This window comes from Telluria sp. LT1R51-2 (assembly GCF_059685775.1).
The window spans coordinates 217,564-240,843 of the sequence record NZ_JCASIM010000002.1; the positions used below are offsets into that span (position 1 = coordinate 217,564).

Sequence of the window (23,280 nt, forward strand, 5' to 3'; positions counted from 1 at the left end):
TGACATACGTCGTCCGGCCTGGTTTGCACCGTTATCGTGGACTGTCCGGCACCTCGAAGGCCTCGCCGGTCTCGAAGAAATGGCCGCCGGCCACATAGTGAATGCTTTTCTTGCCGCCCGCTGCCATATTCCAGTGGCCATCGGCAAACACCGCCGGGTCGGCCCAAGCCGCCACGACCTCGCCCAGGAACAGGTCATACATGTTCTGGATATGCGGTTCGGGGAGGACGCGGCACTCGAGCCAGGCCAGGCAGCCGTCGAGCAGCGGCGCACCGACCTGTTCGCCGGTCCAGGCGCCCGCATTGAAAGCCGCGAACTTGCCCACCTCGCGGCCCGACGTCGACCCCACCTGCAGGGTCAGACGCGCCAGCTCGCGCGATGGGATGTTCAGCGCGAATTCGCCGGACGCCTCGATCATGCTGCGGGTGAGTGTGTTCTTGTCGATCACCACCGCCATCTTGGGCGGATCGAAGTCGAGCGGCATCGACCAGGCGGCCGCCATCACATTGACGGCGTCACCGTGACGACTGGACACGAGGACGGTCGGGCCATGGTTCATCAGGCGGTAGGCTTTGGCCAGGGGTACGGGAACGCGGTTGGTCATGCAAGTATCCTTGAGGTGATGGTGCCGTCAGGATGCCCACCTGTTCAGGCATGGCCTCCCCGGGTCTAACCGGTAATGCGCGTCAGCATGTCGCCGAGCGATTTCCAGAAACTGTCCGGCACGTACAGCAGCGCGATCGTCATGGTCAGGTAGCGCGCAAACTTGCCGATCGCCATATACATCAGGCTCGGCCAGAACGGCAGGTGCAGCCAGCCGGCCAGTGTGCACAACGGATCGCCCACACCTGGCAGCCACGACAGCAGCATCGTCTTGGCGCCGTAACGCTTGAGCCAGCCAAACCAGCGGCTCTGACGCTCCTTGGCAAACGCCACCTTGGCGCGGTAGCCGAGGAAGTAATCGACCGCGCCGCCCAGCGTATTGCCCAGGGTCGCGACCAGGATCGCCGGCCAGAACAGCGCGGGATTGGCCTTGATCACCGCGAACACGGCCGGCTCGGAACCGAGCGGCAGCAGCGTGGCAGAAATAAAACTGATGATGAAGACGGAAGCCAGCCCGACAGTCGGCGCCGCAACGAGGTCAAGCAGCCATTGGACAGCGGTTTCGATCATGCGAGCTTAGGCGAGGGAAATAGGCGTCCATTATAATGGTCTGGAACTTTCGTCACGACACGATACGATCGCCTGTCACCCAGCGCGCCGGATCGTACTGCGCGCCACGGTCACCCACCCTAGCGGAACAGTTTGCGTCGTCCGTCCCGCCAGCCGCATTGGCCTGACCCTTGTGTTTCGACCATGACTACCGACTATCTCAAAAAAATCCTGACCGCGCGCGTCTATGACGTTGCCGAACAAACGCCGCTCGACCTCGCCCCCACGCTGTCCGCGCGCATGGGCAACCGCATCTATTTCAAGCGCGAAGACATGCAGAGCGTGTTCAGCTTCAAGCTGCGCGGCGCCTATAACAAGATGGCCAACCTGACGCCCGAGCAGCGCGCCCGCGGCGTGATCTGCGCCTCGGCCGGCAACCATGCCCAGGGCGTGGCCCTGTCGGCTTGCCGCCTCGGCTGCCGCGCACTGATCGTGATGCCCACGACCACGCCGGGCGTCAAGATCGACGCCGTCAAGGCGCGCGGCGGCGCCAGCGTCGAGATCGTGCTGCATGGCGACTCGTACACCGACGCCTACAACCACGCCTTGCTGCTGGAAAAAGAACAGCGCATGACCTTCGTGCACCCGTTCGACGATCCGGACGTGATCGCCGGCCAGGGCACGATCGGCATGGAAATCCTGCGCCAGCATTCCGGCCCGATCCACGCGATCTTCGTTGCCATCGGCGGTGGCGGCCTGATCGCGGGCATCGGCGCCTACGTCAAGGAAATTCGTCCGGACATCAAGATCATCGGCGTACAGACGCTCGATTCGGACGCAATGGCGCGCAGCCTGAAGGCCGGGCACCGCGTGACGCTGAACGATGTCGGCCTGTTCTCCGACGGCACCGCCGTGCGCCTGGTGGGCGAAGAAACCTTCCGCGTCGCGCAGATGGTGGTCGACGAGATCATCCTGGTCGACACCGACGCGATCTGCGCCGCGATCCAGGACGTGTTCCAGGACACGCGCAGCATTCTCGAGCCGGCCGGCGCGCTGGCCATCGCCGGCGCCAAGGCGTATATCGAACGCTCCCAGATGGACCGCGAGCCGGTCAAGGGTGAAACGCTGGTGGCCGTGGCCTGCGGCGCCAACATGAACTTCGACCGCCTGCGCTTCGTTGCCGAGCGCGCCGAGCTGGGCGAGTCGCGCGAAGCGGTGTTTGCCGTGACCGTTCCCGAGCAGCGCGGCAGCTTCCGCCGTTTTTGCGGGCTGGTCGGGCCACGCAACGTGACCGAATTCAATTACCGCATCAGCGATGCCAGCGAAGCGCATGTGTTCGTCGGCGTGCAGGTGGGCAGCCGCAGCGAGTCCGGGCTGCTGGCACGCACGTTCGAAGAGCATGGCTACAAGACGCTAGACCTGACCGGCGACGAGCTGGCCAAGCTGCATATCCGGCATCTGGTGGGCGGCAAAAGTTCGCTGGCCCATGATGAATTGCTGTATCGTTTCGAGTTCCCTGAACGGCCGGGCGCGCTGATGCGCTTCCTGGACAGCATGGCGCCGAACTGGAATATCTCGCTGTTTCACTACCGCAACCAGGGTGGCGATGTAGGCCGCATTCTCGTGGGGCTGCAAGTGCCGCCGACGGAAATGGCCGAGTTCCGGCAATTCCTGGCGTCGCTCGGTTACCGTTACTGGGACGAAAGCAGCAATCCCGTCTATAAATTGTTTTTGGGCGCCTGACGCCCCACTCCTATGAATACCCCTGACCAATCGCCCCTCGGCAAATCCTCCGCCTACCAGAGCCAATACGCGCCCGAGCTGCTGTTCCCGATCGCGCGCCAGCAAAAGCGCGATGAGCTCGGCCTGTTCGCGGATGCCGGCACCATGCCGTTCTTCGGTGTCGACATCTGGAACGCCTATGAACTGTCGTGGCTGAACATGCGCGGCAAGCCGCAGGTGGCGATTGCGACGATCACGGTCCCAGCCGATTCACCGAACATCGTCGAATCGAAATCGTTCAAGCTGTATCTGAACTCGTTCAACCAGACCCGCCTGGCCGGTCCGGAAGCCCTGCTGGCCCTGCTGCGCGACGATCTGTCGGACGGCTTCGGTGCGCCGGTCCACGTCACGCTGACCAGCCCGGACGCGTTCGGTGCGATCAAGATGGGCGAGCTCGATGGTGTGCTGCTGGACCGCCTCGACGTCGAGATCGACGGCTATTCGCCGTCCCCGGAACTGCTCAGCGCGGACCACGAGAATGGCCAGGTCGAAGAAACGCTTGTGTCGCACCTGCTCAAGTCGAACTGCCTGGTCACGGGTCAGCCGGACTGGGGCACGGTGCAGATCCGTTATGTCGGCCCGCAGATCGATCAGGAAGGCTTGCTGAAATACTTGATCGGCTTTCGCGAACACAACGAGTTTCACGAGCAATGTGTCGAGCGCATCTTCATGGACGTGCTGCGCCAGTGCAAGCCGACCAAACTGGCCGTGTATGCCCGCTACACGCGGCGCGGCGGTCTGGATATCAACCCGTGGCGCGCCAACTTCTCCACCGGCAAACCGCCCAATCTGCGTGGCGCGCGCCAGTAAATATCGCGTTTCTGACAGGATGCGACTCGCACGCCTGTACGTTTTTGGCGACAGCCGCGCACCGGGTCTGGCATCAAGCCCGGGTTTAGCGCTCTGCTGGAACTGCTTGTTTTTTCAGCAGATCGTGTGCAAAAATCGGCCAATCTCAGCGCAAGCATGTATTTACTGGTTGCGTTCTGCGATTTGTTAAAAAAATTGCGTGGTGGCGTTAACATGAATCAACGCCGCTGTTGCCCTGTTTCGATGGGTATCGTGCGACCGTCCCGCCATCTGGCCTGACGCTCGCGATTTCGAGTGTCCCGGCCATAAAACAGGCCTATAATCCGTGCTCGCAAGCACGCCACTTGTGCTGCGCACTTGTGCCACGCACCCCACGTTATGACCAATTTAAGCAAAATCCTCTCGCTCGAAAACGTCCAGCTCGACATCGAAGTGTCGAGCAAGAAGCGCGCCTTCGAACAAGCCGGCCTGATCTTCGAGAACAATTGCGGTATTGCCCGTTCGATTGTGTCCGACAACCTGTTCGCACGCGAGCGTCTCGGCTCCACCGGCCTTGGGCACGGCGTGGCCGTTCCGCATGGCCGCATCAAGGGCAGCAAGAGCCTGAAGGCGCCAATGGCCGCGTTCGTGCGCCTGAAGGAGCCGATTCCGTTCGAGTCGCCCGATGGCCAGCCGGTGAGTCTGCTGTTCTTCCTGCTGATTCCTGACCACGTCACGCAGCAGCACCTCGAGATCCTGTCGGAAATCGCCGAGCTGTTCTCGGACGAAGCGATCCGCACGGCGCTGGCGACCGATGCCGACCCGAAGGCCGTCCACGAGCGCATTATCAACTGGCAACCCAGCCTGCAAGCTCTGGGTTAAACTTCACGTCACTGCGAACGCGCGGCAATGATGTCGCGCGCCTTTTTTTGTGACGAAGACGATGCCCATGCTGCAGTCCCCGCTGACCATTCAACGGCTGTACGACGATAACCGCGACAGCCTGCAGCTCGGCTGGTTCGCGGGCTTTCCCGGCGGCGAACGCCAGATCGCCGGCGACGCCGCCTCGGCCGCCGACCAGGTTGGCCACCTGAACCTGATCCACCCGGGCCGCATCCAGGTCTTCGGGCACCAGGAACTCAATTACTACCACCGCCTGAAAGCCAATTCGCGCACCCACGTAATTGGCGAACTGATCGGCGGCGGGCCGCCGGCGCTGATCATCGCGCAGGGGCTGGAAACGCCGCCCGACATCCTCGCGATCTGCGACGAGCAGAACATCCCGCTGTTTTCCACGCCGCTGCCGGCGGCGCAGGTGATCGACTTCCTGCGCGTGTACCTGTCCAAGAAGCTGGCACAGCGCGTGATCATGCATGGCGTGTTCATGGACGTGCTGGGTGTGGGCGTCCTGATCACCGGCGAGTCGGGCCTGGGCAAGAGCGAGCTGGGCCTGGAACTGATTTCGCGTTCGCACGGCCTAGTGGCCGACGATGCGGTGGAATTCTCGCGCATCGCACCGAACATGATCGAGGGCCGCTGCCCGCCGCTGCTGCAAAACCTGCTCGAAGTGCGCGGCCTGGGCCTCTTGGACATCAAGGCGATCTTCGGCGAGACGGCAGTGCGCCGCAAGATGCGCCTGAAGCTGATCGTCCACCTGGTCAAACGCGGCGCGCAGGACGAAGAAGTCGAGCGCCTGCCCTTCCACTTCCCGACCGAAGACGTGCTGGGCCTGCCGATCCGCAAGGTCGTGATCCCGGTGGCGGCCGGTCGCAACATCGCCGTGCTGCTGGAGGCCGCCGTGCGCAATACGATCCTGCAACTGCGCGGCATCGACACGCTGCAGGAATTCATGGAGCGCCAGCGCCAGGCCATGAGCGCCGACTGACCCGTTGCGCATGGCCCGCGGGTGTACGACCGACCGGCGCTTGCGGTATCATCGCCCCATGCACATCGTCCTCATCACCGGAATTTCCGGCTCGGGCAAATCCGTGGCCCTGAATGTCCTGGAAGACGCCGGTTACTACTGCGTCGACAACCTGCCGCCAGCCCTGCTGACGGCCCTCGTCAATACCGTCAGCGAAAGCGGCGGCGGCAAGATCGCTGTCGCGGTCGATGCGCGCAGCGCCGAATCGCTGGCCGAACTGCCCGTGAGCGTGGGGCGGCTGCGGGACGACGGCCACTCGGTCAAGGTCATGTTCCTGACCGCGAGCACCCATTCGCTGGTAGCGCGCTTCTCCGAGACGCGCCGCAGCCATCCGCTGTCGCACGAACTGCGTCCAGGCGAAAACCCGGCCTCGCGTCTTACGCTGATCGAATGCATCGCTGAAGAACGCGAGCGCCTGTCGTCGATCGAGAATCTGGGCCATGTGATCGACACGTCCGAGCTCTCGTCGAACAAGCTGCGCGGCTGGATCAAGGAACTGGCCGAGATCGACCATGCACCGCTGACGCTGTTCTTTGAATCGTTCGCCTTCAAGGTCGGCGTGCCGCTCGACGCCGACTTCGTGTTCGACGTGCGCGCAATCCCGAATCCGTATTACGACCTGTCCCTTCGCCCGCTCACCGGCAAGGATGCGCCCGTGATCGCGTTCCTCGATGCGCAACCGAGCGCCGTCGAGATGCTGTCCGACATCCAGAACTTCGTCGCCAAATGGCTGCCGTCGTTCAAGACCGACAACCGCAGCTACCTGACGGTGGCGGTCGGCTGCACGGGTGGCCAGCATCGCTCGGTGTACATGGCAGAACACCTGGGCGCGCACTTTGGCGCGACCGAGCGCGTGATTGTCAGGCATCGCGAGCAGCCGAAGCATCGGGCGGCGTAGGCCTGCTGCCCGCTTGCAGCAGGTTGCCGATTGACGCAGAATGATTGCATCTCTGATGCGGGGAACATTATGCGAACGACTGTGACGATTGACGATGAGCTGTATGCGAAGGCGCTCGAGATGGCTGACCCCGGGATGGACAAGGCAGACCTGTTCCGGGAAGCGGTCAAGACTTTTGTTCGGGTGCAGGCAGCCAAACGCCTCGCGGCTCTAGGCGGTGCGGCGCCTGATATGCCGGAGGTCCCGCGCAGGCATCTTGATGTGATGCGATGAACGCTGTTCTGGTCGATACGTCAGTGTGGGTCGATCACTTCCAGCATCATAACGAAACGCTGGTGGATCTGTTGTCCCTGGATTTGGCGCTGTCTCACCCTATGGTGGTCGCAGAACTGGCATGCGGTACGCCCCCTGCCCCGCGCTTGCGTACTCTGGCCGATATCGCGATCCTGCGACAAGCACGACAGGCCAGCCTGAATGAAGTCAGGGAACTCATCGAGCGGGAAAAGCTGTATGGGTTTGGATGCGGACTGGTCGATCTTGCATTGCTTACGTCGACTTTGCTAACGCCTGGTTCACAACTATGGACGCGGGACAAAAGACTGGCGCAGCTCGCGTCGCGCTTCACCGTCATCTATACGCCCGCATAACATTAGAGTGCGCCATGTGCATTGTCGGCGCGGTACATGGCCAGCATGCCTTCGGCTTCGGTCTACATGCCCGAACACCTGGGCGCGCACTTCGGCGCGACTGAGCGCGTGATCATCAGGCATCGCGAGCAGCCGAAGCAGCGGGCGGCGCAGGCTTGCTGCCCGCCCTGTCACACGTCTGACGCTGCCGACGAAATTCCATCGTCCAGTTGGTTTCCCATGTATCTCCCGCATCGGCAGAAAAAGCCTGGTCCCAGTGCAGCAAGTTTTGATCGATCTGGCGCCAGATGAATCTGACGATAATCGGGATTTCCTGGAAAGTATCGTTGGCGAAGAACGTACCAACGCCATCAATGAATTCGCCTACCACTGGAACGTCGATCTGACTCGGAAGACGACCGTCAAGCCACCAGATCGACCATTTCTTCGTGCTCTGATCGTAGGAGCGTAACGCGATAGCGCGAAAGATCTCGTCATTCAGGCGCAAGATGTTGTCTTCAAGGTTACCGAAGCCACCCAGAATTTTTTGGGTCGACATTTCACCATCAAATTCAACCCATTCATTGCAGTTTGACAGGCGTTCCTTGAGCCGCCGATGCCTGACAACCCAATCCCCAATAACAAAATCGAAGTCAGTCGGTGCTGAACTCATCAGTTCCAGTGCCATGCCACTCCCTGAATGATAGATGGTCTGTCGGCCTGCACACTCATCGCCACCGACCACGGATAACCGCCGCCGACATCAACATGGCGCCTCATCACCTCAGCACCAGCCCCGCATCCACGACCCGCACATCATGCATCTGGTGCAGATACGATTCCAGATACCCCTTGTGCGACGCGCCGACGATAACCAGCATGCGCTGACCGGGCCGCATCCCCAGCACGTCCCGGATATTGGCCGCCATGCGCAGGTTGCGCGTTTCCCAGTAACCCACGTACTGGCGGCCGAAGCGCTGTGCTGACGGCTCGTTGAGCGCCGCGCCGAAGTCACTGCGGTAGACCAGAGACCCCTGGCCAGGTGCATTGTCGGCGCGGTACAAGGCCAGCACGCCTTCGGCACTGGCCAGCAAGCCCTCCTGCGCCTTGTCCACCGCCGCGCGCTGCTTCGTGGCAGGGTTGTCCCACGCTTTCATCAGCGCATTGCCAAACGCCTTCTGGTCTTCAGACGCGCTGTCGGCGGTATGGTCGTCCATCGCGTACAGGCGCTCAAGGCCGAGCCGGACAGCCAGACGCGCACCGATCATGATGCTTTCGTCGCGCCTGGTTTCCAGCTTCACGAGTACGCCGACCAGTGCGGCGTCCAGACCATCACCGGCACGGCGCTGGGCCTCGGGCAGGCGCAGCCACTGGACCAGCGCCGATGCCTCCTCGCCGCCTGCGAGGAACAACCCCGCCAGGCGCCGGCGCTGCGCGGGTGTGGGCGCAGCGGGCCATGCAGCCAGCAAGGCCTCGGCGGCCTCGGTCGCCGCTGCGACATCCAGCCCTGTGGCCAGCCGCGCCGGTGCAGTATCCCGGCAATAGGAATCGATCGAGTCCTTGTAGCGGACCGGGTAGCGTCGCATGACGTCGCACTGCGGCCCGGATACCGCCTCGATCGCGATCGCCTGCGGCTTCCATGCGGCCAGGCGCTCGTTCAATAGCGTCAGGCTGGCGGCCTGGAAGGTTTTGGGCAATTGCGACAGATGGGGCGACCCCAATACCAGCACCTCGTTGGCAGCACCGGAGGCCGGCCCCTTGAATGCGCTCGCATTGAAGTCAGGCTGCCAGGCCTGGGCGGCGGCGCTGCCGCACAAGGTCATCGACAGCAGCAAGGCGGTCATGCGCATCGGGGCTCCTCATCGGTTCATGAAGCCACGATGTTTGCACCGCCTGCGCGAAAAGTCACGCGCAAACGGATATGCATGAAGAAGCTTATGCGAGATGGCGCAGCGGATGCGCATGCGCCGGCCACACCGGCGCGAAGAAGCGCGCGACCATCGCCTCGGTTACGAGGTCGAGCGATGGCGGATTCCATTGCGGCGCATTGTCCTTGTCGATCACGAGCGCGCGCACGCCTTCGAGCACCTCGCCGTGCTCGAAGTTGCGGCGCACGAGCGAGCGCTCCAGGCGCAGGCAGTCGGCGACATCGAGCGACGCGCCGCGCAGCAGCAGCTCGCGCGTCACGCACATCATCAGCGGCGAACGCTGACGCATCGCATTCAATGCCTTCTGCGCGAATGGCGCGTCGTCCCCCGCGAGCGACGCCATGATTGCTGCCACCGAGTCCGCACCGAAGTGCGCATCGATGCGCGCGCGATTGGCCTGCAATTCACTTTCGCCGGCGTGCGCCGTGGCGAACGCGCGGATTGCCGCCGGCAGATGCGCGCCCGGCGTCGCTTCGATCAGCGCCTGCAAGGCCGCCAGGTCGCTGACTGCCACGAACACGTCGGCCAGGCCCACGTACAGTGCGTCGGCCGCGCCGATCGTCAGGCCGGTCAAGCCCAAAAACATCCCCAACTGCCCCGGCGCGTGCGACAAAAAATGGCTGCCGCCGACATCGGGGAACAAACCGATATTCACCTCGGGCATCGCCATCTTGGTGCGCTCGGTGACGATGCGCAGGCCGCAATCGGGCCCGCCCTGCGCGATGCCCATGCCGCCGCCCATGACCACGCCATCCATCAGCGCGATGTACGGTTTCGGATAAAAGTGGATCAGGTGGTTCAGCGCGTATTCTTCGGTGAAGAAATCTTCGAGCAGTGCGCTGCCGCCTTGTGGCGAGGCGTTGCCGACCTCGTGAAAGAAGCGGATATCGCCGCCCGCGCACAGTGCTTTTTCGCTGCTGCTGGTGATCACGACCGCATCGACGGCGGCGTCACGCTGCCAGTCGAGCAGAATCGCGGTCAGTGCGCGCACCATGTCCAGCGACAGCGAATTGAGCGCCTTGGGACGGTCGAGGGTGATGATGCCGGTGCGGTTGGCGATGCGGGTCAGGACGTGTTCGGACATGGCGTGATCCATCGAAAGGAAACACGTATTTTACCGGCAGCGGGATGCAAAAAGGGCGTCCCGAAAAGACGCCCCTGGCGGTGGTGACCTGCGCTCGATCAGGCGGCAGCGACGTCTGCTTCGTCGACGTCCAGGCGTTTGATCGCTGTGCGGTTATGGTCTTTCAGCATCTGCTTGTGCTTCAGAATTTGTCGATCCAGTTTATCCATCAACATGTCGATCGCGGCATACAGGTCTTGCGCGACGCTCGCCACGTGCAGGGTCTTGCCCGACACCTGGACATTGATTTCAGCTTTTTGCCTTTTTTCTTTTTCGGTGAGGTTATCGACGGCCAGGAAGACGTGGGTATCTATGACTTGATCGAAATGGCGAATAATGCGTTCCAGCTTATTCTGAACGTATTCACGGATGGCAGGGGTTACTTCGAGATGGTGACCACTGATGGTGAGGTTCATACACACTCCTTTGAAGATGTCACGTCGCTTGCACCACACAGGAGCTGAAGGCACAGACTGTATGAGCGGCGTTGTTACAAGGCTTTGCGGAGACTGACGGGGGGGATCTTGAGCGCTTCACGGTATTTTGCGACCGTCCTGCGCGCAATGACCATGCCTTGTTCCCCGAGCATTTCCGCGATCTTGCTGTCGGATAATGGATTCTTAGGGTCTTCTGCTCCTGTCAATTGTGCGATGAGCGCACGGATTGCCGTTGAGGATGCTTCGCCTCCCGCCTCGGTGGCAACGTGGCTACCGAAGAAATACTTCAACTCGAACATGCCGTGCGGGGTCAGCATGTATTTCTGGGTTGTGACACGAGAGATCGTGCTCTCGTGCAGACCTAGTGTATCAGCTATCTCGCGCAAAACAAGGGGCCGCATGGCAACCGCGCCATGGCTGAAAAAGTTGCGCTGGCGCTCGACAATCGCTTCGGCCACACGCAGGATCGTGTCGAAACGCTGGCGCATGTTCTTGATGAGCCACTTCGCCTCCTGCATCTGCGCACCCATCTGGCTCTCGCTGCGGCCCTGCTTGAGCATCGTGGCGTACAGGCTGTTCACGCGCAGGCGCGGCATGACGTCCTGGTTCAGCGTGACCGCCCAGCCGTTCTTGGCGCGCCGCACGATCACGTCCGGCACCACGTAATCCGACACGTTCGATGCGAACGCCGCGCCCGGATGCGGATTGCACTGGCGGACCACGGCCTGCACTTCGCGCAGGTCTTCGTCATCGCAATCGAGCGCTTTTTTCAGCTTGCTGTATTCGCGCTGTGCGAACCAGGTCAGGTAGCCTTCGACGATCTTCAGTGCCATGCGGCGCGTCACCATCGGCACGCCCGGCATGCGCCGGATCTGCAGCGCCAGACATTCGGCCGCGCTGCGCGCGCCCACGCCCACCGGGTCCATGCTCTGCACCATCGCCAGCGCGCAGCGCAGTTCGTCCAGGTCGACGTCGAGTTCTTCGGGCAGGCGCGCGTGGATGTCGTCGAGCGGTTCTTCCAGGTAGCCGTTGTCGTCAAGCGCGTCGATCACCAGTTCGGCCAGTGCGCGGTCACGGGTTGACAGCAGCGTTTCGCGCACCTGTTCCATCAGGTGTTCGCGCAGCGTGATGGCGCATGCCTCCAGCTGCGGGCGGCCGTCTTCGTCGTCGCTGCTGCTACTCCCGGACGACGCGCCGCTGCTTTCGCTCCACTCGTTGTCGGGCCGGTCGCCATCGACCGCGCCGCCTTCAGCACCCTCGCCCTCGGCCGGTGCACTGCCCTCGCCTTCGGCCTGCTGGCCCGGCGCCGGCGGCGCCTCGCCCGGTGCCGGCGCATTGTTGATGGCGCCATCGGCCAGCAAGCGCACCGAATGATCGAGCGGGTCGTCGAGCCTTTCGAGCAGCGGGTTATCGCCCAGTATCTGCTCGATCTCCTGGTGCAGTTCGAGCGTCGACAGCTGCAGCAACCGGATCGATTGCTGCAGCTGTGGCGTGAGCGCCAGGTGCTGCGAAGTGCGGAGCTGAAGGGACTGTTTCATCAATTGAGTATGGCTTACATGCGGAAATGTTCACCAAGGTACACGCGGCGCACCGACTCGTCGGCGATGATATCGTCGGGTCGGCCGGATGCGAGCACCGCGCCCTGATTGATGATGTAGGCGCGGTCGCAGATACCGAGCGTCTCGCGCACATTGTGGTCGGTGATCAGGACGCCGATCTTGCGCTCCTTGAGGAAGCGCACGATGCGCTGGATCTCGATCACGGCGATCGGGTCGACACCGGCAAAGGGTTCATCGAGCAGCACGAAGCGAGGATTGGTGGCCAGTGCGCGTGCGATCTCCACGCGGCGTCGCTCGCCGCCCGACAGCGACAGCGCCGGGTTCTCGCGCAGCTTTTCGATCTGCAGATCGGCCAGCAGGTTGTCGAGCCGCTCGCCGATCTGCGCCTTGGTCAGCGACTTGCCGTCGACCTTCTGCAGTTCGAGCACGGCGCGGATGTTTTCTTCCACCGTCAGCTTGCGAAACACCGACGCTTCCTGCGGCAGGTACGACAGGCCGAGCACCGCGCGGCGATGGATCGGCATCCTGGTGATGTCGGTGCCGTTGATGCTGATCGAGCCGGCATCCGACGGCACCAGGCCCACGATCATGTAGAACGAGGTGGTCTTGCCGGCGCCGTTCGGGCCCAGCAAACCCACCACCTCGCCGCATTCGACATCCAGCGACACGTCACGCACGACCAGGCGCTTGCCATAGCTTTTCTGCAGGCCCTTGACGACCAGCGTGCTGCGATCGTTCAAGGCCGTCATTGCGTGCCTCCGGCCGGCGTGCGCTTGGGCGCCAGGATCAGCGTACCGCGCCCGCCGCCAACCTTGCTCTCGCCACTGACGTCATTGCGCACGGCGACGACTTCCTTGCGGTTGTCGTACGAAATGAACGGGCCGGTCATCTGGTTGGTCATCCGGTCGTTTTCGAGTTCCTTGACGATGGCGTTCGAGTACAAGCGCACCAGCTCCGTACGCTCATCGTATTCGATGCGTTCGGCCTGGCCCTCGACCCACAGGTTCGGGCCGCCGTCGCGCTTCTGGCGGAACGTGGCAGGCTTGCCGTTGGCCGCGGTGAGCGTCACGCTCATGTAGCCTTCGGGCGTATCCCTGACCACCGCGCGTTCGGCCTTGACCAGCAGCGTGCCGCGGGTCAGGATCACGTTGCCGGTAAAGGTGCGCACGCCTGCGACGCCATCGAGGTCGCCGTTATCGTATTCGAGAGCCGCCTGCTTGAGCGAGTCGGCCTTTTCGGCCATCGCGCTCAAGGAAAGGAGTGACAAGAAAGCGGCAGCAAAAAGTTTTTTCATGATGGTGCTGGTCCTGGGTTAACACGCGCGCATGGCTGGTGGCCTTCAGCGCTGGCGTGGCGGATAGACGATACGGCCGCGGCCGGACAATTTCATCTGCATGGTCGCATTGTTGGCCACCAGGCCGACGGCCTTGAGGCTGGACGCGCCAAGCTCCATGTCGATCGGCTGGTCGGTCTTGACGATTTCTTCGTCGGGCAATACGGTCATGGCCGACGTGCGCACGCGCAGCGCTTCGCTGGCGGGCGTCTTCGGGCGCTGCAGATCGACGTCGCCGAACAGTTCGACGCGGTGCTCTTCGTGGAAGATGCGCGCGCTCTTGGCCACCACCGTCATCGGTGGACGGCCCGGTTCGACGCCGCGCATGAGGGGCTGGTCGACATTCGACACGTCGCCTTGCGGGATGTGGGCCAGGCGCTTGCCCGACACCACGTAGCTCGGCTGGCCGTTGGGCGTCATCCGCACGAACGAGAAGTTCTCGACGATGTAATCCGGCTCGTCGGGCGGGCCGCCCAGTTGCGCATCGATGTTAGTCCCCTGCATCAGCTGCAGCAGCCAGAAGCTGCCGAAGGCGAAGAACACGCCGATCACGATCATCGCCAGCAAGTTCCAGCGATGCGAGGTGCGTTTGTTGGAGGCGAGTGTGGCCATGGCGCTCAGGCGAAATACGGCGCGAGCGCCTGGTCGTAGGTGCCCTGCGCGCGCATGACGAGGTCGCAGATCTCGCGCACCGCGCCACGCCCGCCACCGTTCTTGGTCACGTAATGCGCGCGGTGCTGCACGTCCGGATGACCTGAGGGCACGGCGACGGCAAAACCGACGCGCGCGAACAGCGGCAGGTCGATCACGTCGTCGCCGATGTAGCCGCATTGGTCGGCGGTAAAGCCGGTGGCCTCGAGCAGATTGGCAAAGCCGATGCGCTTGTCGTGGTTGCCCTGGTAGACATGCGAGATGCCCAGGTCGGCGGCGCGCCGGACGACGATCGGCGACAGGCGCGCACTGATGATCGCGGTCTGCACGCCGGATTTATTCAGCATCTGGATGCCCAGGCCGTCGAGCACATTGAAGGTCTTGGTCACTTCGCCATCGGGGCCGTAGGTCAGGCTGCCGTCGGTAAGCACGCCGTCGACGTCGAAGATCATGACCTTGATGCGCGCGGCGCGCTCGATGTGGGCCAATACGGGAATAGTCATCAAATCACCTTTGCGCGGGTCAGGTCGTGGATGTGCAGCGCGCCGACCAGCTGGCCCGCCTCATCGATCACGAGCATCTGGTTGATGCGGAATTCTTCCATCACGGCGACCGCGTCGACGGCCAGCTGCTCGGGACGTACGCTGCGCGGATTGGCGTGCATGACGTCGCGAATCAGCACGTTCGAAAAATCGTGCATGCGCTCGATCACGCGGCGCAAGTCGCCGTCGGTGAACACACCCAGCGGCCGGCCATCGGAATCGACCACGGCGGTCATGCCCATGCCCTTCTGGCTGATCTCGAGCAGTGCCTTGACCAGCGGGACATCCAGGCCCACCGACGGGATGGCATCGCCGGTGCGCATGACGTCGCGCACATGCGTGAGCAGGCGCCGGCCCAGCGCGCCGCCCGGATGCGACAGCGCGAAATCCTGCTCGCGGAAACCCCGCACGTCGAGCAGCGCCACGGCCAGCGCATCGCCCATGGCCAGCGTGACGGTGGTGCTGGTGGTTGGCGCCAGGTTGAGCGTGCAGGCTTCTTTCGCCACCGCGATATTCAGGTGGACGTCGGCCAGCTTGGCCAGCCGCGAAGCCGGCTTGCCGGTCATGGCGATCACGCGCGCGCCCAGGCGCTTCACGGCCGGCAGGATGTCGAGCAGTTCGGACGATTCGCCCGAATTGGAAATGGCGATCAGAATGTCATTCGCGGTCACCATGCCAAGGTCGCCGTGCGCGGCTTCGCCCGGGTGCATGAAGAACGCCGGCGTACCGGTGGACGACAGCGTGGCGGCGATCTTGCGGCCGATGTGCCCCGACTTGCCCATGCCCGAGACAACCACGCGGCCGGTGCCGGCGTAGATCAGCTGCGCGGCGTCGACGAAGCTGCTGTCGTCGCCCAGGCGCGCGTGCAGCGCCACGATGGCGTCGGCCTCGATCGCAAGCGTCTGGCGACCCAGTTCCAGCACGCGCTGCGCCAGGGTTTCGTCAAAACTTTTCAGCATTATTTGGTCATCAGTTACACTCATTCCAGAAGTATAAACGAATTGCGAAAGCAAAAAACTTGCCAGTCGTAACATTCGATGACAAGTACGCCTCGCCACCCCAACCGTCACCCGCTTCACCCCATGCATTCTGGTCTCGAACTCACCCTGTTGCTGCTTGGCTGCGCCGTCCTCGGCGTGGTCGCCTTTCGTACCCTGCAGCTGCCGCCGATGCTCGGCTACCTGGCCGTCGGCGTCCTGATCGGCCCCCACGCCCTGGCCCTGGCCGAAGACAGCCCCACCACCCACGCGCTGGGCGAATTCGGCATCGTCTTTTTGATGTTCTCGATCGGGCTCGAATTCTCGCTCGGCCAGCTGCGCTCGATGCGGCGCATCGTGTTCGGGCTGGGGCTCGGCCAGGTCGTGACGACCGTCGCTGCGGCCATGGGCATCGGCCTGCTGGCGGCGTACCTGATGCCGCACCTGACGCTGGCCTGGCAGGCCGCATTCGCGCTGGGCGGCGCGCTGGCCATGTCGTCCACGGCGATCGTCGTCAAGCTGCTTACCGAGCGCCTCGAACTCGAGAGCGAACACGGGCGGCGCATCATCGGCATCCTGTTGTTCCAGGATCTGGCGGTGGTGCCGCTGTTGATCATGATCCCGGCGCTGGCGCGCGATCCGGAAGACATGGCCATCACGCTGGGACTGGCCGCGCTCAAGGCCGGGCTGGTGCTGGCGCTGCTGCTGTTCTTTGGCCAGAAGCTGATGGGTCGCTGGTTCACGATCGTGGCCAAGCGCCGCTCGCAAGAGCTGTTCATGCTTAACCTGCTGCTCGTGACACTGGGGTCCGCCTGGATCACCGAGCAGGCCGGCCTGTCGCTGGCGCTGGGCGCTTTCGTCGCCGGCATGCTGATTTCCGAAACGCCCTACAAGCACCAGGTGGAAGAAGACATCAAGCCGTTTCGCGACGTGCTGCTTGGCCTGTTCTTCATCACGATCGGCATGCTGCTCGACCTGCGCCTGGTGAGCCAGTACTGGTGGCAGGTCACGCTGCTGCTGGGGCTCGTGGTGCTGCTCAAGGCCGGCCTGATCGTGCTGATGGCGCGCGCATTCGGCGCGCCACTGGGCACCGCGCTGCGCACCGGTCTCGCGCTGGCGCAGGCGGGCGAATTCAGCTTCGTGCTGCTCAGCCATGCATCCGGCTCGAAGCTGATCGATCCGTTCGTGATGCAGCTGGTGCTGGCCTCGATGGTGCTGTCAATGCTGCTCGCGCCCTTCATCATCGGCTACATGGACCGGATCGTGATGAAGGTCGCGGCCAATGAATGGATGATGCAGTCGCTGCAACTGACGCAGCTGGCCACGCGCACCATGACCACCCAGAAGCACGTGATCATCGCCGGTTTCGGGCGCAGTGGCCAAAGCCTGGCCACGCTGCTCAAAGAAGAGACCTTGCCGTGGTATGCCCTTGACCTGGATCCGGAGCGGGTGCAGAAGGCGCAGGCGGCCGGCGCGTCGGTGTCGTACGGCGATGCGGCGCGCCGCGAAAGCCTGATCGCGGCCGGCGTACACCGCGCAAGCGCGCTGGTGATCACGTTCGCCGACACGCGCCAGGCACTCAAGGTGCTGCACCTGGTGCACGAACTGGCGCCCGCCCTGCCCGTGATCGTGCGCAGCCACGACGATGGCGACATGGACGTGCTCAAGGCAGCCGGCGCGACCGAGGTGGTGCCGGAAGCCCTGGAGAGCAGCCTGATGCTCGCCTCGCACGCGCTGGTGACGCTCGGCGTGCCGCTGCGCCGCGTGGTGCACCGGGTGCAGGACGCGCGCAAGGGCCGCTACGCCACGCTGCGCGGCTACTTCCACGGCACGGACGACAGCGGTGCGGATCTCGAACATGGCCAGGTGAAGCTGCATTCGGTGCGCCTGCACGCGCAGGCCGGCGCGATCGGCGTGTCGCTGGGCGCGTTACGGCTGCAGGATGTGGCGGTGGAGGTCACGGCCTTGCGGCGTGGCGGCAAGGATCTGGCGCCCGGTCCGGACGTGCTGCTGGCATCGGGCGACGTCGTGGTGCTGCGCGGGGACAGCGAGGCGGTCAGCCGCGCCGAAGAGCGGCTGCTGTAACCATCACGCGAACCTGACGACCTGATTGCGGCCCGCAGCCTTGGCCTGGTACAGCGCCGCGTCGGCCGACGCGATCAGCTCCTGCGCGACGCCTTCGATGGCGTGATCGCGCTCGAAATCGGTCAGCGCCGCCACGCCGATCGACACCGTCACGCTCACCTGCTCGCCCGTGCTCAGGTCCACCGGCAAGCCGGCCACGCTCGTGCGGATGCGGTTGGCGACGATGCTGGCGTTTTCCAGGTCGGCGTCGATCAGCACCACGACGAATTCCTCGCCGCCGAAGCGGCACAGCGTATCGGACATCCGCAATTCGGCCTTGATGCGGGCGCACACCTCGCGCAGCACGTCGTCGCCGCCCTGGTGGCCGACCGTGTCGTTGACGCGCTTGAAGTGGTCGATGTCGATGTACATGCAGGACAGGCGGTAGCCCTGGCGCCGCGCACGCGCGATTTCTTCGGCCAGGCGCCGGTCCATGTAGCGCCGGTTGTAGGCGCCGGTGAGCGAATCGGTCAGGCCGATGTACTTGAGCATCTCGTTACTGATCACGTTCTCGAGGCAGATCGCGATGATCGAGCCCATGTGCTCGACGAAGTCGGTGCCCAGTGCCGGCGTGAACCGGCCCGGGTCCGCGCTGCCCAGATTCAGGCTGCCGATCAGGCGCTTGTTGCGCATCAGGGGCACCAGCGCCACGCTGCGCAGATTGGCCGGCGGCTGCGGGAACATCGCGCGGTGCTGGCCCGGCGCGTAGGCGCCCAGGAGAGGCCGTAGCTGCGATTCCGGTGCCATGTCAAAGCCAAGTTCGACCGCATGCTCACAGAAGATCAGGTTGGGCAGCGTGTCGAAATCGACGCCCAGGCGGTGCATGACCGTGTAGATATCGGCATTCTGGTCGATCAATGACAGCGTGACGATATCGAGGTCCGAGATCACCGGCAGCGTGCTGAAGATCGTGCCGACGAGGTCAGGAAAACTGCTGGCGCCGACAATCTGCAGGTCGAATGCCTGGTGGCGGCACATGATCTCGTGATTACGCTCGGCCTGTTCGAGCAGATACGCCATGCGTGCGCGCAACGTCTCGTTTTCCGCCATCAGTTCCCGCGACGAAATGCCCGGCTCGTGCATGAAGAATTCCTTTCAGCAATAACCGTAACATTACGCCATCCTCCCGGGCTTGGATACGAAAAACCGCCCCATCACGCAGGCGATTAGGCGATTTTGCGACAGTGTGGCGCGCTATCTAGAAAGCCAGCTCGACGTTCAATGGCTGGCCAACCCGCAGCGTCTGGTCAATGCCATCCTGCACGATCACGTTCATGCCCACCGTGACGGCGCCGTCCATGCGCGGGTTGGCGCGCCAGGCTTGCAGGATGTCGAGGGGATCGGGGCCGGGAATGCCAGTTACCTGGTCAACGGCCGGGATCGGGCAGCGCGTGCAGGGCTTGACGGGGCGCAGCGTCATTCCGTCGCCGTGGAAGGCCGCGACGAAATCTTCCTCGAATGCGCCGATGCCATCGACGACGACGTTCGGACGGAAGCGGTTCATCGGCAGCCTGTCGCGACCGGCCTGCGCGAGTTTCGCGTTGATGTCGTCGAGCGAGGCCTGGCCGATCAGCAGGATCGGGTAGCCGTCCGAAAAGCGCGTGGCGGCCGGGATGCCGTTTGTCCACTTGGTGCTGGTTGGGCGGTGGACGTCGGGGCGAAAGCGCACCAGGCGGCATGGGGCCTTGAGGGCGGTGGAGAACCAGCTGGCGGCCGCGTCGCCGCAATCGGCGGCGGGGATGCGGTCTTCCCAGAGCAGCACCTCGATCGTTTTTGCGGCGGCGTCGTGCGCCAGCGGCAGATGCAGCGGCGACATGCCGGGCGCGTTGGCGATCAGCTCTGTGGCGTCGATGCGCGGCGTGACCGTGGCCATGCGCGGGACTTCGCGCTGGGTCAGGAACAGGCCGTCGGGCGTGACGAGCATCCATTCGCGGTCGTGCACGCCGTTGGCCGAGAGGCCGTCGAGGGCCAGATGGGCTTCGGGGACGGACAGGCCGGCGCAGGATTTGATCGGGTAGATAACGAGTTCGGTGAGGGTGGCCATGCCGGGTACGCGCGGAGTGAGAGGCCGCTAGTATGGCAGCAATCTGTCCCTGTGCATGGTCCCTCGACCAACGCACAGACAGCTGCGCACCTTCGATGACGTCGCCATGGTGCGATGACCCGATCCATCAGATAATGGAAAACATTTCTCACACACGACAATCCTGTGTCCAGCGCATACTGTGCAGGAACATCGCCCCATCCGATGCAACCAATCCGCTTTACTCAGCTCATCAGTTTCTGGCGCAGTGTCGAAGCGCTCAGCCCACAGTCCATTCCGAAGTTGGCGCCGTCAAATCAAACCGCGCCTGTTCGCAACTGGGCCCATGGCGCATTGGTACCGTGGCTGGAACCGGCATTTGCGCAGCGTCCGATATCGCCCGCAAAGGCCTGGCGCCACAGCATTTACGGCGCCGTCTACGAACGCGCGACATTCATTCGCTTGTTGGAACTACAACTGGGCAAACAACCGGACGTCCATGAGGAGCGCGCCAACGGCGAATGCTGCGTATTCTATGTCGCGGTCGATGAGCACGGTCGTCCACAGGCAGACTCGCTGACGCTCAGCATGGCTGCCTGGGCGCTTGGAACGATCGAGAAACACGGTATGGCGGCGCTTGGCGATAGTCAGGCGTGCGACGTTGCCGGGCTCCACAGCTCGCCATCGATCCTTGAACTACCGCCGACAAACAGCGGGTTCCCCGGATTCGATACGCAAAACGATGCACTGCGTGACGAGCTTGCATGGCGCATCGGTCAGCTCGCTCCCGATCAGGCAATCGATGGCGAATGGCTGGCGGACTTCTCCGACCTGGTCGTTTCCCGGCTGGGTCTTGCCACATTGGTGCGATCCGAAGCGCCGCACCGGATCAAATCCGCCCAGATAACACGTCCCAAACCAAACTCGGCAACACCGACGCCAGCGAAGTCCGAAGACGATTTCATGAACTCGTTCTTCATACGGGATCTCAACCGGATTGCGGCTGCCGGCGCCCTGGCTGCCGGGCGGGCCTTCAATCGTTATCTTGAAGCCCCTGCACATATACAGCGCATCGATGTGCGCGCAGACCGCACACGCGCGCTTGCCCTCCTTGATCCGGCTCTTTTTCCGCAGGGATGCTGGCCGGCCAGGTATCCGCTGGTATGGAGCCAACAGCTTGCAATCAACGCTCTTTGGCAGGAACTCGATCAGGATGGCACATTCGCCATCAACGGCCCGCCGGGCACTGGCAAAACCACCCTGTTGCGCGATGTCGTCGCCGCGGTGGTGGTGAAACGCGCGAAGGTGTTGGCAAAAAAAGGCAGGCAAGCATTCGGCCATCGGCGAACGATCGATATCGGCCAACGCTCGGTCCCCTATTTCGAACTCGATCCCGAACTGACAGGCCATTCAATCGTGGTTGCCTCGAGCAACAATGGTGCGGTCGAAAATCTCTCTCTTGAATTGCCGGCCGGGGACGCGATCGATTCGCGGTGGGCAGGACAGACCGATCTGTATGCAGACATTGCAACAGAGCTGTTGTCCAAATCCGTTGATGCACCCGCCAGATCGGCGTGGGCACTCATCGCTGGGCGGCTTGGCAACAAAACAAACCGGAATACGTTCACCAGCAAATTCTGGTGGCAGACATCGAACGATGACAAAGTGCCGGGATTGCGCGAACGGCTGGATAATCTGAAGGGGGGAGTAACCCAGGCTGCAGTGCCATGGAACGAAGCGCTGGCGGCGTTCACACGAGCGCTGGAAGATGAGGAGATCTGGCGTAAAAGACTTGGCACCATTGCGACATCGATGGCTCGTCTGGCCCAACTCACTGAGCAGCATGCACAAGCACATATCTCTCACGATATGGCACTCGCAGAACAACGGCGCGCGAAGGACAACGATGATTCGAACATGCATCAGCTAGAAGCAGGTGAACTCAACGTTGATCAGCTGAAAGCGTATCTCGACGGTCAGCGCGACATCCGCCCCGGTTGGCTCGAGTGGTTGCGAACGTTCGGCCGCGCGCAACGTGAATGGCGTGCACGGGTAGGCGATGTACTTGATCAAATTCGGGAAGCTGAAAGTGCAAACGCAGCAATCCGTCGTCTGCGCGCGCAGTCCAGTCACTCATTGGCGCAATGTGACAGCGAACTCAGGCGCGTAGCTGACGATCTCGCCAAGCTTGACACCCAGCTTGCCGGTACGCAGGAAGCACTGCGCGATGCACAGACATTGCTTGGCCCGCACTGGCCGAATGTCAACGCAAACGAGGCCGACCAGGAACGCTCCAGCCCATGGGCCCATCCAGAATGGCATGGCGCGCGCGTCCAGGTCTTCATCAGTGCGCTCAATCTGCACCGCGCATTTATTGAAGACAACGCCGCTCAGATGCAGTCGAACCTCGGGCTGGCGATGTACATGCTGTCGGGAAGCGTCCCCAACTCGGACGTGCGTGCTGTGGCACTCGAGTCGCTGGCACTTGCCTGCCCCGTGATCTCCACCACCTTCGCATCCGCTGCCTCGCTGTTCGGAGAAATGAAACCTGGCGGCATTGGCTGGTTACTGATCGATGAAGCTGGCCAGGCCCCACCGCAAGCCGCAGCCGGCGCGATATGGCGTGCGCGGCGCACCGTCGTCGTCGGCGATCCACTCCAGCTGGAACCAGTGGTGACCTTGCCGCGTTCAGTCGAAGCCTCGCTTGCCGCGTACCACGGTGATATCGGCACGCACTGGTTGCCGACCCGGGCTTCAGTACAGAATCTTGCCGACATGACCACGCAGATCGGCACGCAGGTTGGCCCGGAAGGCAGCAAGATCTGGGTGGGTGCGCCGTTGCGGGTGCACCGGCGCTGTGATGAGCCGATGTTCTCGATCTCGAATGCGATTGCCTACGATGGCCTCATGGTTCATCGGAAAGAGCCATCCACGTTCTCGTGGCCTGCAAGCGGCTGGATCGATGTACCGCGCGTTACCAGCGAAGGCAACTGGGTGCCTGCCGAAGGCGACGCACTGCGCGTGCTGCTCACACAGCTGATTGAAGTGAGCAAGGTCGCGCCTGAAACGATCTTCCTGATCTCCCCGTTTCGCGATGTCGTCCAGCAAATCACCAGAATTGGCACACAGTTTGGCTTAAAGGGGGACCGCATGGGAACCGTCCACACCACCCAGGGCAAGGAAGCGGAAGTCGTGATCGTGGTGGTAGGCGGTGGAAGCGCAGGCGCGCGGGACTGGACAATCAGCAAACCGAACCTGCTCAACGTTGCGGTCACTCGGGCCAAGGCCAGGTTGTACCTGATCGGTGACCGACGCGATCTGGCACAGCGCCCCTATTTCGATGTGCTGTCGCGAAGCTTGCCGGTACTTGTGATTTAAGTAGAAAAGAAGTCGCAGCACTGCCTGCGACAGA

23 protein-coding genes are annotated in these 23,280 nt (G+C 63.0%); 9 read left to right on the forward strand and 14 right to left on the reverse strand.

The genetic code is table 11. The features are described from left to right. Window positions 1-31: 31 nt before the first annotated feature. Entirely contained in the window at window positions 32-604 is a 573-nt protein-coding gene (locus tag AC56LH_RS19150; RefSeq protein ID WP_499648859.1) for a flavin reductase family protein, read from the reverse strand. A gap of 65 nt (window positions 605-669) precedes the next feature. Beyond that, entirely contained in the window at window positions 670-1,173 is a 504-nt protein-coding gene (locus AC56LH_RS19155) for a YqaA family protein (protein WP_499648861.1), read from the reverse strand. A gap of 183 nt (window positions 1,174-1,356) precedes the next feature. Here AC56LH_RS19155 and ilvA point away from each other — a divergent pair, with 183 nt between their 5' ends. The 7 genes from ilvA (at window position 1,357) to AC56LH_RS19190 (ending at window position 7,192) form a co-directional block, all read left to right on the forward strand. After that, the gene (gene ilvA, locus AC56LH_RS19160; protein WP_499500542.1) at window positions 1,357-2,895 is read left to right on the forward strand and encodes a threonine ammonia-lyase, biosynthetic; all 1,539 of its coding nucleotides are present in this window, start codon (window positions 1,357-1,359) and stop codon (window positions 2,893-2,895) included. Between the two features lie 12 nt (window positions 2,896-2,907). Beyond that, window positions 2,908-3,744 (forward strand): NADPH-dependent 7-cyano-7-deazaguanine reductase QueF, encoded by an 837-nt coding sequence (gene queF / locus AC56LH_RS19165; RefSeq protein ID WP_499583213.1) that lies wholly within the window; start codon window positions 2,908-2,910, stop codon window positions 3,742-3,744. Between the two features lie 378 nt (window positions 3,745-4,122). Next, window positions 4,123-4,605, forward strand: coding sequence for a PTS sugar transporter subunit IIA (locus AC56LH_RS19170; RefSeq protein WP_499648863.1), 483 nt, complete (start codon window positions 4,123-4,125; stop codon window positions 4,603-4,605). A gap of 67 nt (window positions 4,606-4,672) precedes the next feature. Beyond that, the gene (gene hprK / locus AC56LH_RS19175) at window positions 4,673-5,608 is read left to right on the forward strand and encodes an HPr(Ser) kinase/phosphatase (protein WP_343026507.1); all 936 of its coding nucleotides are present in this window, start codon (window positions 4,673-4,675) and stop codon (window positions 5,606-5,608) included. A gap of 58 nt (window positions 5,609-5,666) precedes the next feature. Next, entirely contained in the window at window positions 5,667-6,545 is an 879-nt protein-coding gene (gene rapZ, locus AC56LH_RS19180) for an RNase adapter RapZ (RefSeq protein ID WP_499648865.1), read from the forward strand. A 69-nt stretch (window positions 6,546-6,614) separates the two neighbouring features. After that, window positions 6,615-6,818, forward strand: a complete 204-nt coding sequence (locus tag AC56LH_RS19185) for a type II toxin-antitoxin system VapB family antitoxin (RefSeq protein ID WP_499648866.1) — start codon at window positions 6,615-6,617, stop codon at window positions 6,816-6,818. Next, entirely contained in the window at window positions 6,815-7,192 is a 378-nt protein-coding gene (locus AC56LH_RS19190) for a VapC toxin family PIN domain ribonuclease (RefSeq protein ID WP_499648869.1), read from the forward strand. The genes AC56LH_RS19185 and AC56LH_RS19190 overlap by 4 nt, the downstream gene beginning before the upstream one ends. A 115-nt stretch (window positions 7,193-7,307) precedes the next feature. On the opposite strand, the gene AC56LH_RS19195 is transcribed toward AC56LH_RS19190, so the two are convergent. From AC56LH_RS19195 to AC56LH_RS19240, 10 genes are all read right to left on the reverse strand, one after another. Further along, window positions 7,308-7,859 carry a DUF1579 domain-containing protein gene (locus AC56LH_RS19195; RefSeq protein WP_499648871.1) on the reverse strand — a complete coding sequence of 184 codons (552 nt, stop codon included), beginning with the start codon at window positions 7,857-7,859 and terminating at the stop codon, window positions 7,308-7,310. A 91-nt stretch (window positions 7,860-7,950) separates the two neighbouring features. Then, window positions 7,951-9,021 carry a DUF5694 domain-containing protein gene (locus AC56LH_RS19200; RefSeq protein WP_499648873.1) on the reverse strand — a complete coding sequence of 357 codons (1,071 nt, stop codon included), beginning with the start codon at window positions 9,019-9,021 and terminating at the stop codon, window positions 7,951-7,953. An 85-nt stretch (window positions 9,022-9,106) separates the two neighbouring features. After that, window positions 9,107-10,183: an enoyl-CoA hydratase/isomerase family protein gene (locus AC56LH_RS19205; protein WP_499648875.1), complete on the reverse strand. Its 1,077-nt coding sequence runs from the start codon at window positions 10,181-10,183 to the stop codon at window positions 9,107-9,109. A 98-nt stretch (window positions 10,184-10,281) separates the two neighbouring features. Further along, entirely contained in the window at window positions 10,282-10,638 is a 357-nt protein-coding gene (gene hpf, locus AC56LH_RS19210) for a ribosome hibernation-promoting factor, HPF/YfiA family (protein ID WP_183554132.1), read from the reverse strand. Between the two features lie 74 nt (window positions 10,639-10,712). Continuing rightward, window positions 10,713-12,197 (reverse strand): RNA polymerase factor sigma-54, encoded by a 1,485-nt coding sequence (locus tag AC56LH_RS19215; protein WP_499648877.1) that lies wholly within the window; start codon window positions 12,195-12,197, stop codon window positions 10,713-10,715. A 14-nt stretch (window positions 12,198-12,211) separates the two neighbouring features. Continuing rightward, window positions 12,212-12,967 carry an LPS export ABC transporter ATP-binding protein gene (gene lptB / locus AC56LH_RS19220; protein ID WP_499648879.1) on the reverse strand — a complete coding sequence of 252 codons (756 nt, stop codon included), beginning with the start codon at window positions 12,965-12,967 and terminating at the stop codon, window positions 12,212-12,214. Next, window positions 12,964-13,512 (reverse strand): lipopolysaccharide transport periplasmic protein LptA, encoded by a 549-nt coding sequence (lptA, locus tag AC56LH_RS19225; protein WP_499648881.1) that lies wholly within the window; start codon window positions 13,510-13,512, stop codon window positions 12,964-12,966. Before lptA ends, lptB begins: the two co-directional genes overlap by 4 nt. Before the next feature lie 45 nt (window positions 13,513-13,557). Beyond that, window positions 13,558-14,163: an LPS export ABC transporter periplasmic protein LptC gene (gene lptC, locus AC56LH_RS19230; RefSeq protein ID WP_499648883.1), complete on the reverse strand. Its 606-nt coding sequence runs from the start codon at window positions 14,161-14,163 to the stop codon at window positions 13,558-13,560. Window positions 14,164-14,168: 5 nt separating this feature from the next. After that, window positions 14,169-14,705, reverse strand: coding sequence for a KdsC family phosphatase (locus AC56LH_RS19235; RefSeq protein ID WP_499583177.1), 537 nt, complete (start codon window positions 14,703-14,705; stop codon window positions 14,169-14,171). Beyond that, window positions 14,705-15,727 (reverse strand): KpsF/GutQ family sugar-phosphate isomerase, encoded by a 1,023-nt coding sequence (locus AC56LH_RS19240; protein ID WP_499648885.1) that lies wholly within the window; start codon window positions 15,725-15,727, stop codon window positions 14,705-14,707. The genes AC56LH_RS19235 and AC56LH_RS19240 overlap by 1 nt, the downstream gene beginning before the upstream one ends. Before the next feature lie 99 nt (window positions 15,728-15,826). Here AC56LH_RS19240 and AC56LH_RS19245 point away from each other — a divergent pair, with 99 nt between their 5' ends. Next, window positions 15,827-17,806, forward strand: coding sequence for a monovalent cation:proton antiporter family protein (locus AC56LH_RS19245; RefSeq protein ID WP_499648887.1), 1,980 nt, complete (start codon window positions 15,827-15,829; stop codon window positions 17,804-17,806). 3 nt (window positions 17,807-17,809) lie between these two features. On the opposite strand, the gene AC56LH_RS19250 is transcribed toward AC56LH_RS19245, so the two are convergent. Then, window positions 17,810-18,928, reverse strand: coding sequence for a GGDEF domain-containing protein (locus AC56LH_RS19250; protein ID WP_499648889.1), 1,119 nt, complete (start codon window positions 18,926-18,928; stop codon window positions 17,810-17,812). Window positions 18,929-19,043: 115 nt separating this feature from the next. Further along, a complete protein-coding gene (locus AC56LH_RS19255) occupies window positions 19,044-19,889 on the reverse strand; it encodes an MOSC domain-containing protein (RefSeq protein WP_499648891.1) in 846 nt (281 codons plus the stop codon). 204 nt (window positions 19,890-20,093) lie between these two features. On the opposite strand from AC56LH_RS19255, the gene AC56LH_RS19260 reads away from it, so the two are divergent. Then, entirely contained in the window at window positions 20,094-23,246 is a 3,153-nt protein-coding gene (locus AC56LH_RS19260) for a DEAD/DEAH box helicase (protein ID WP_499648893.1), read from the forward strand. Window positions 23,247-23,280 lie beyond the last annotated feature (34 nt).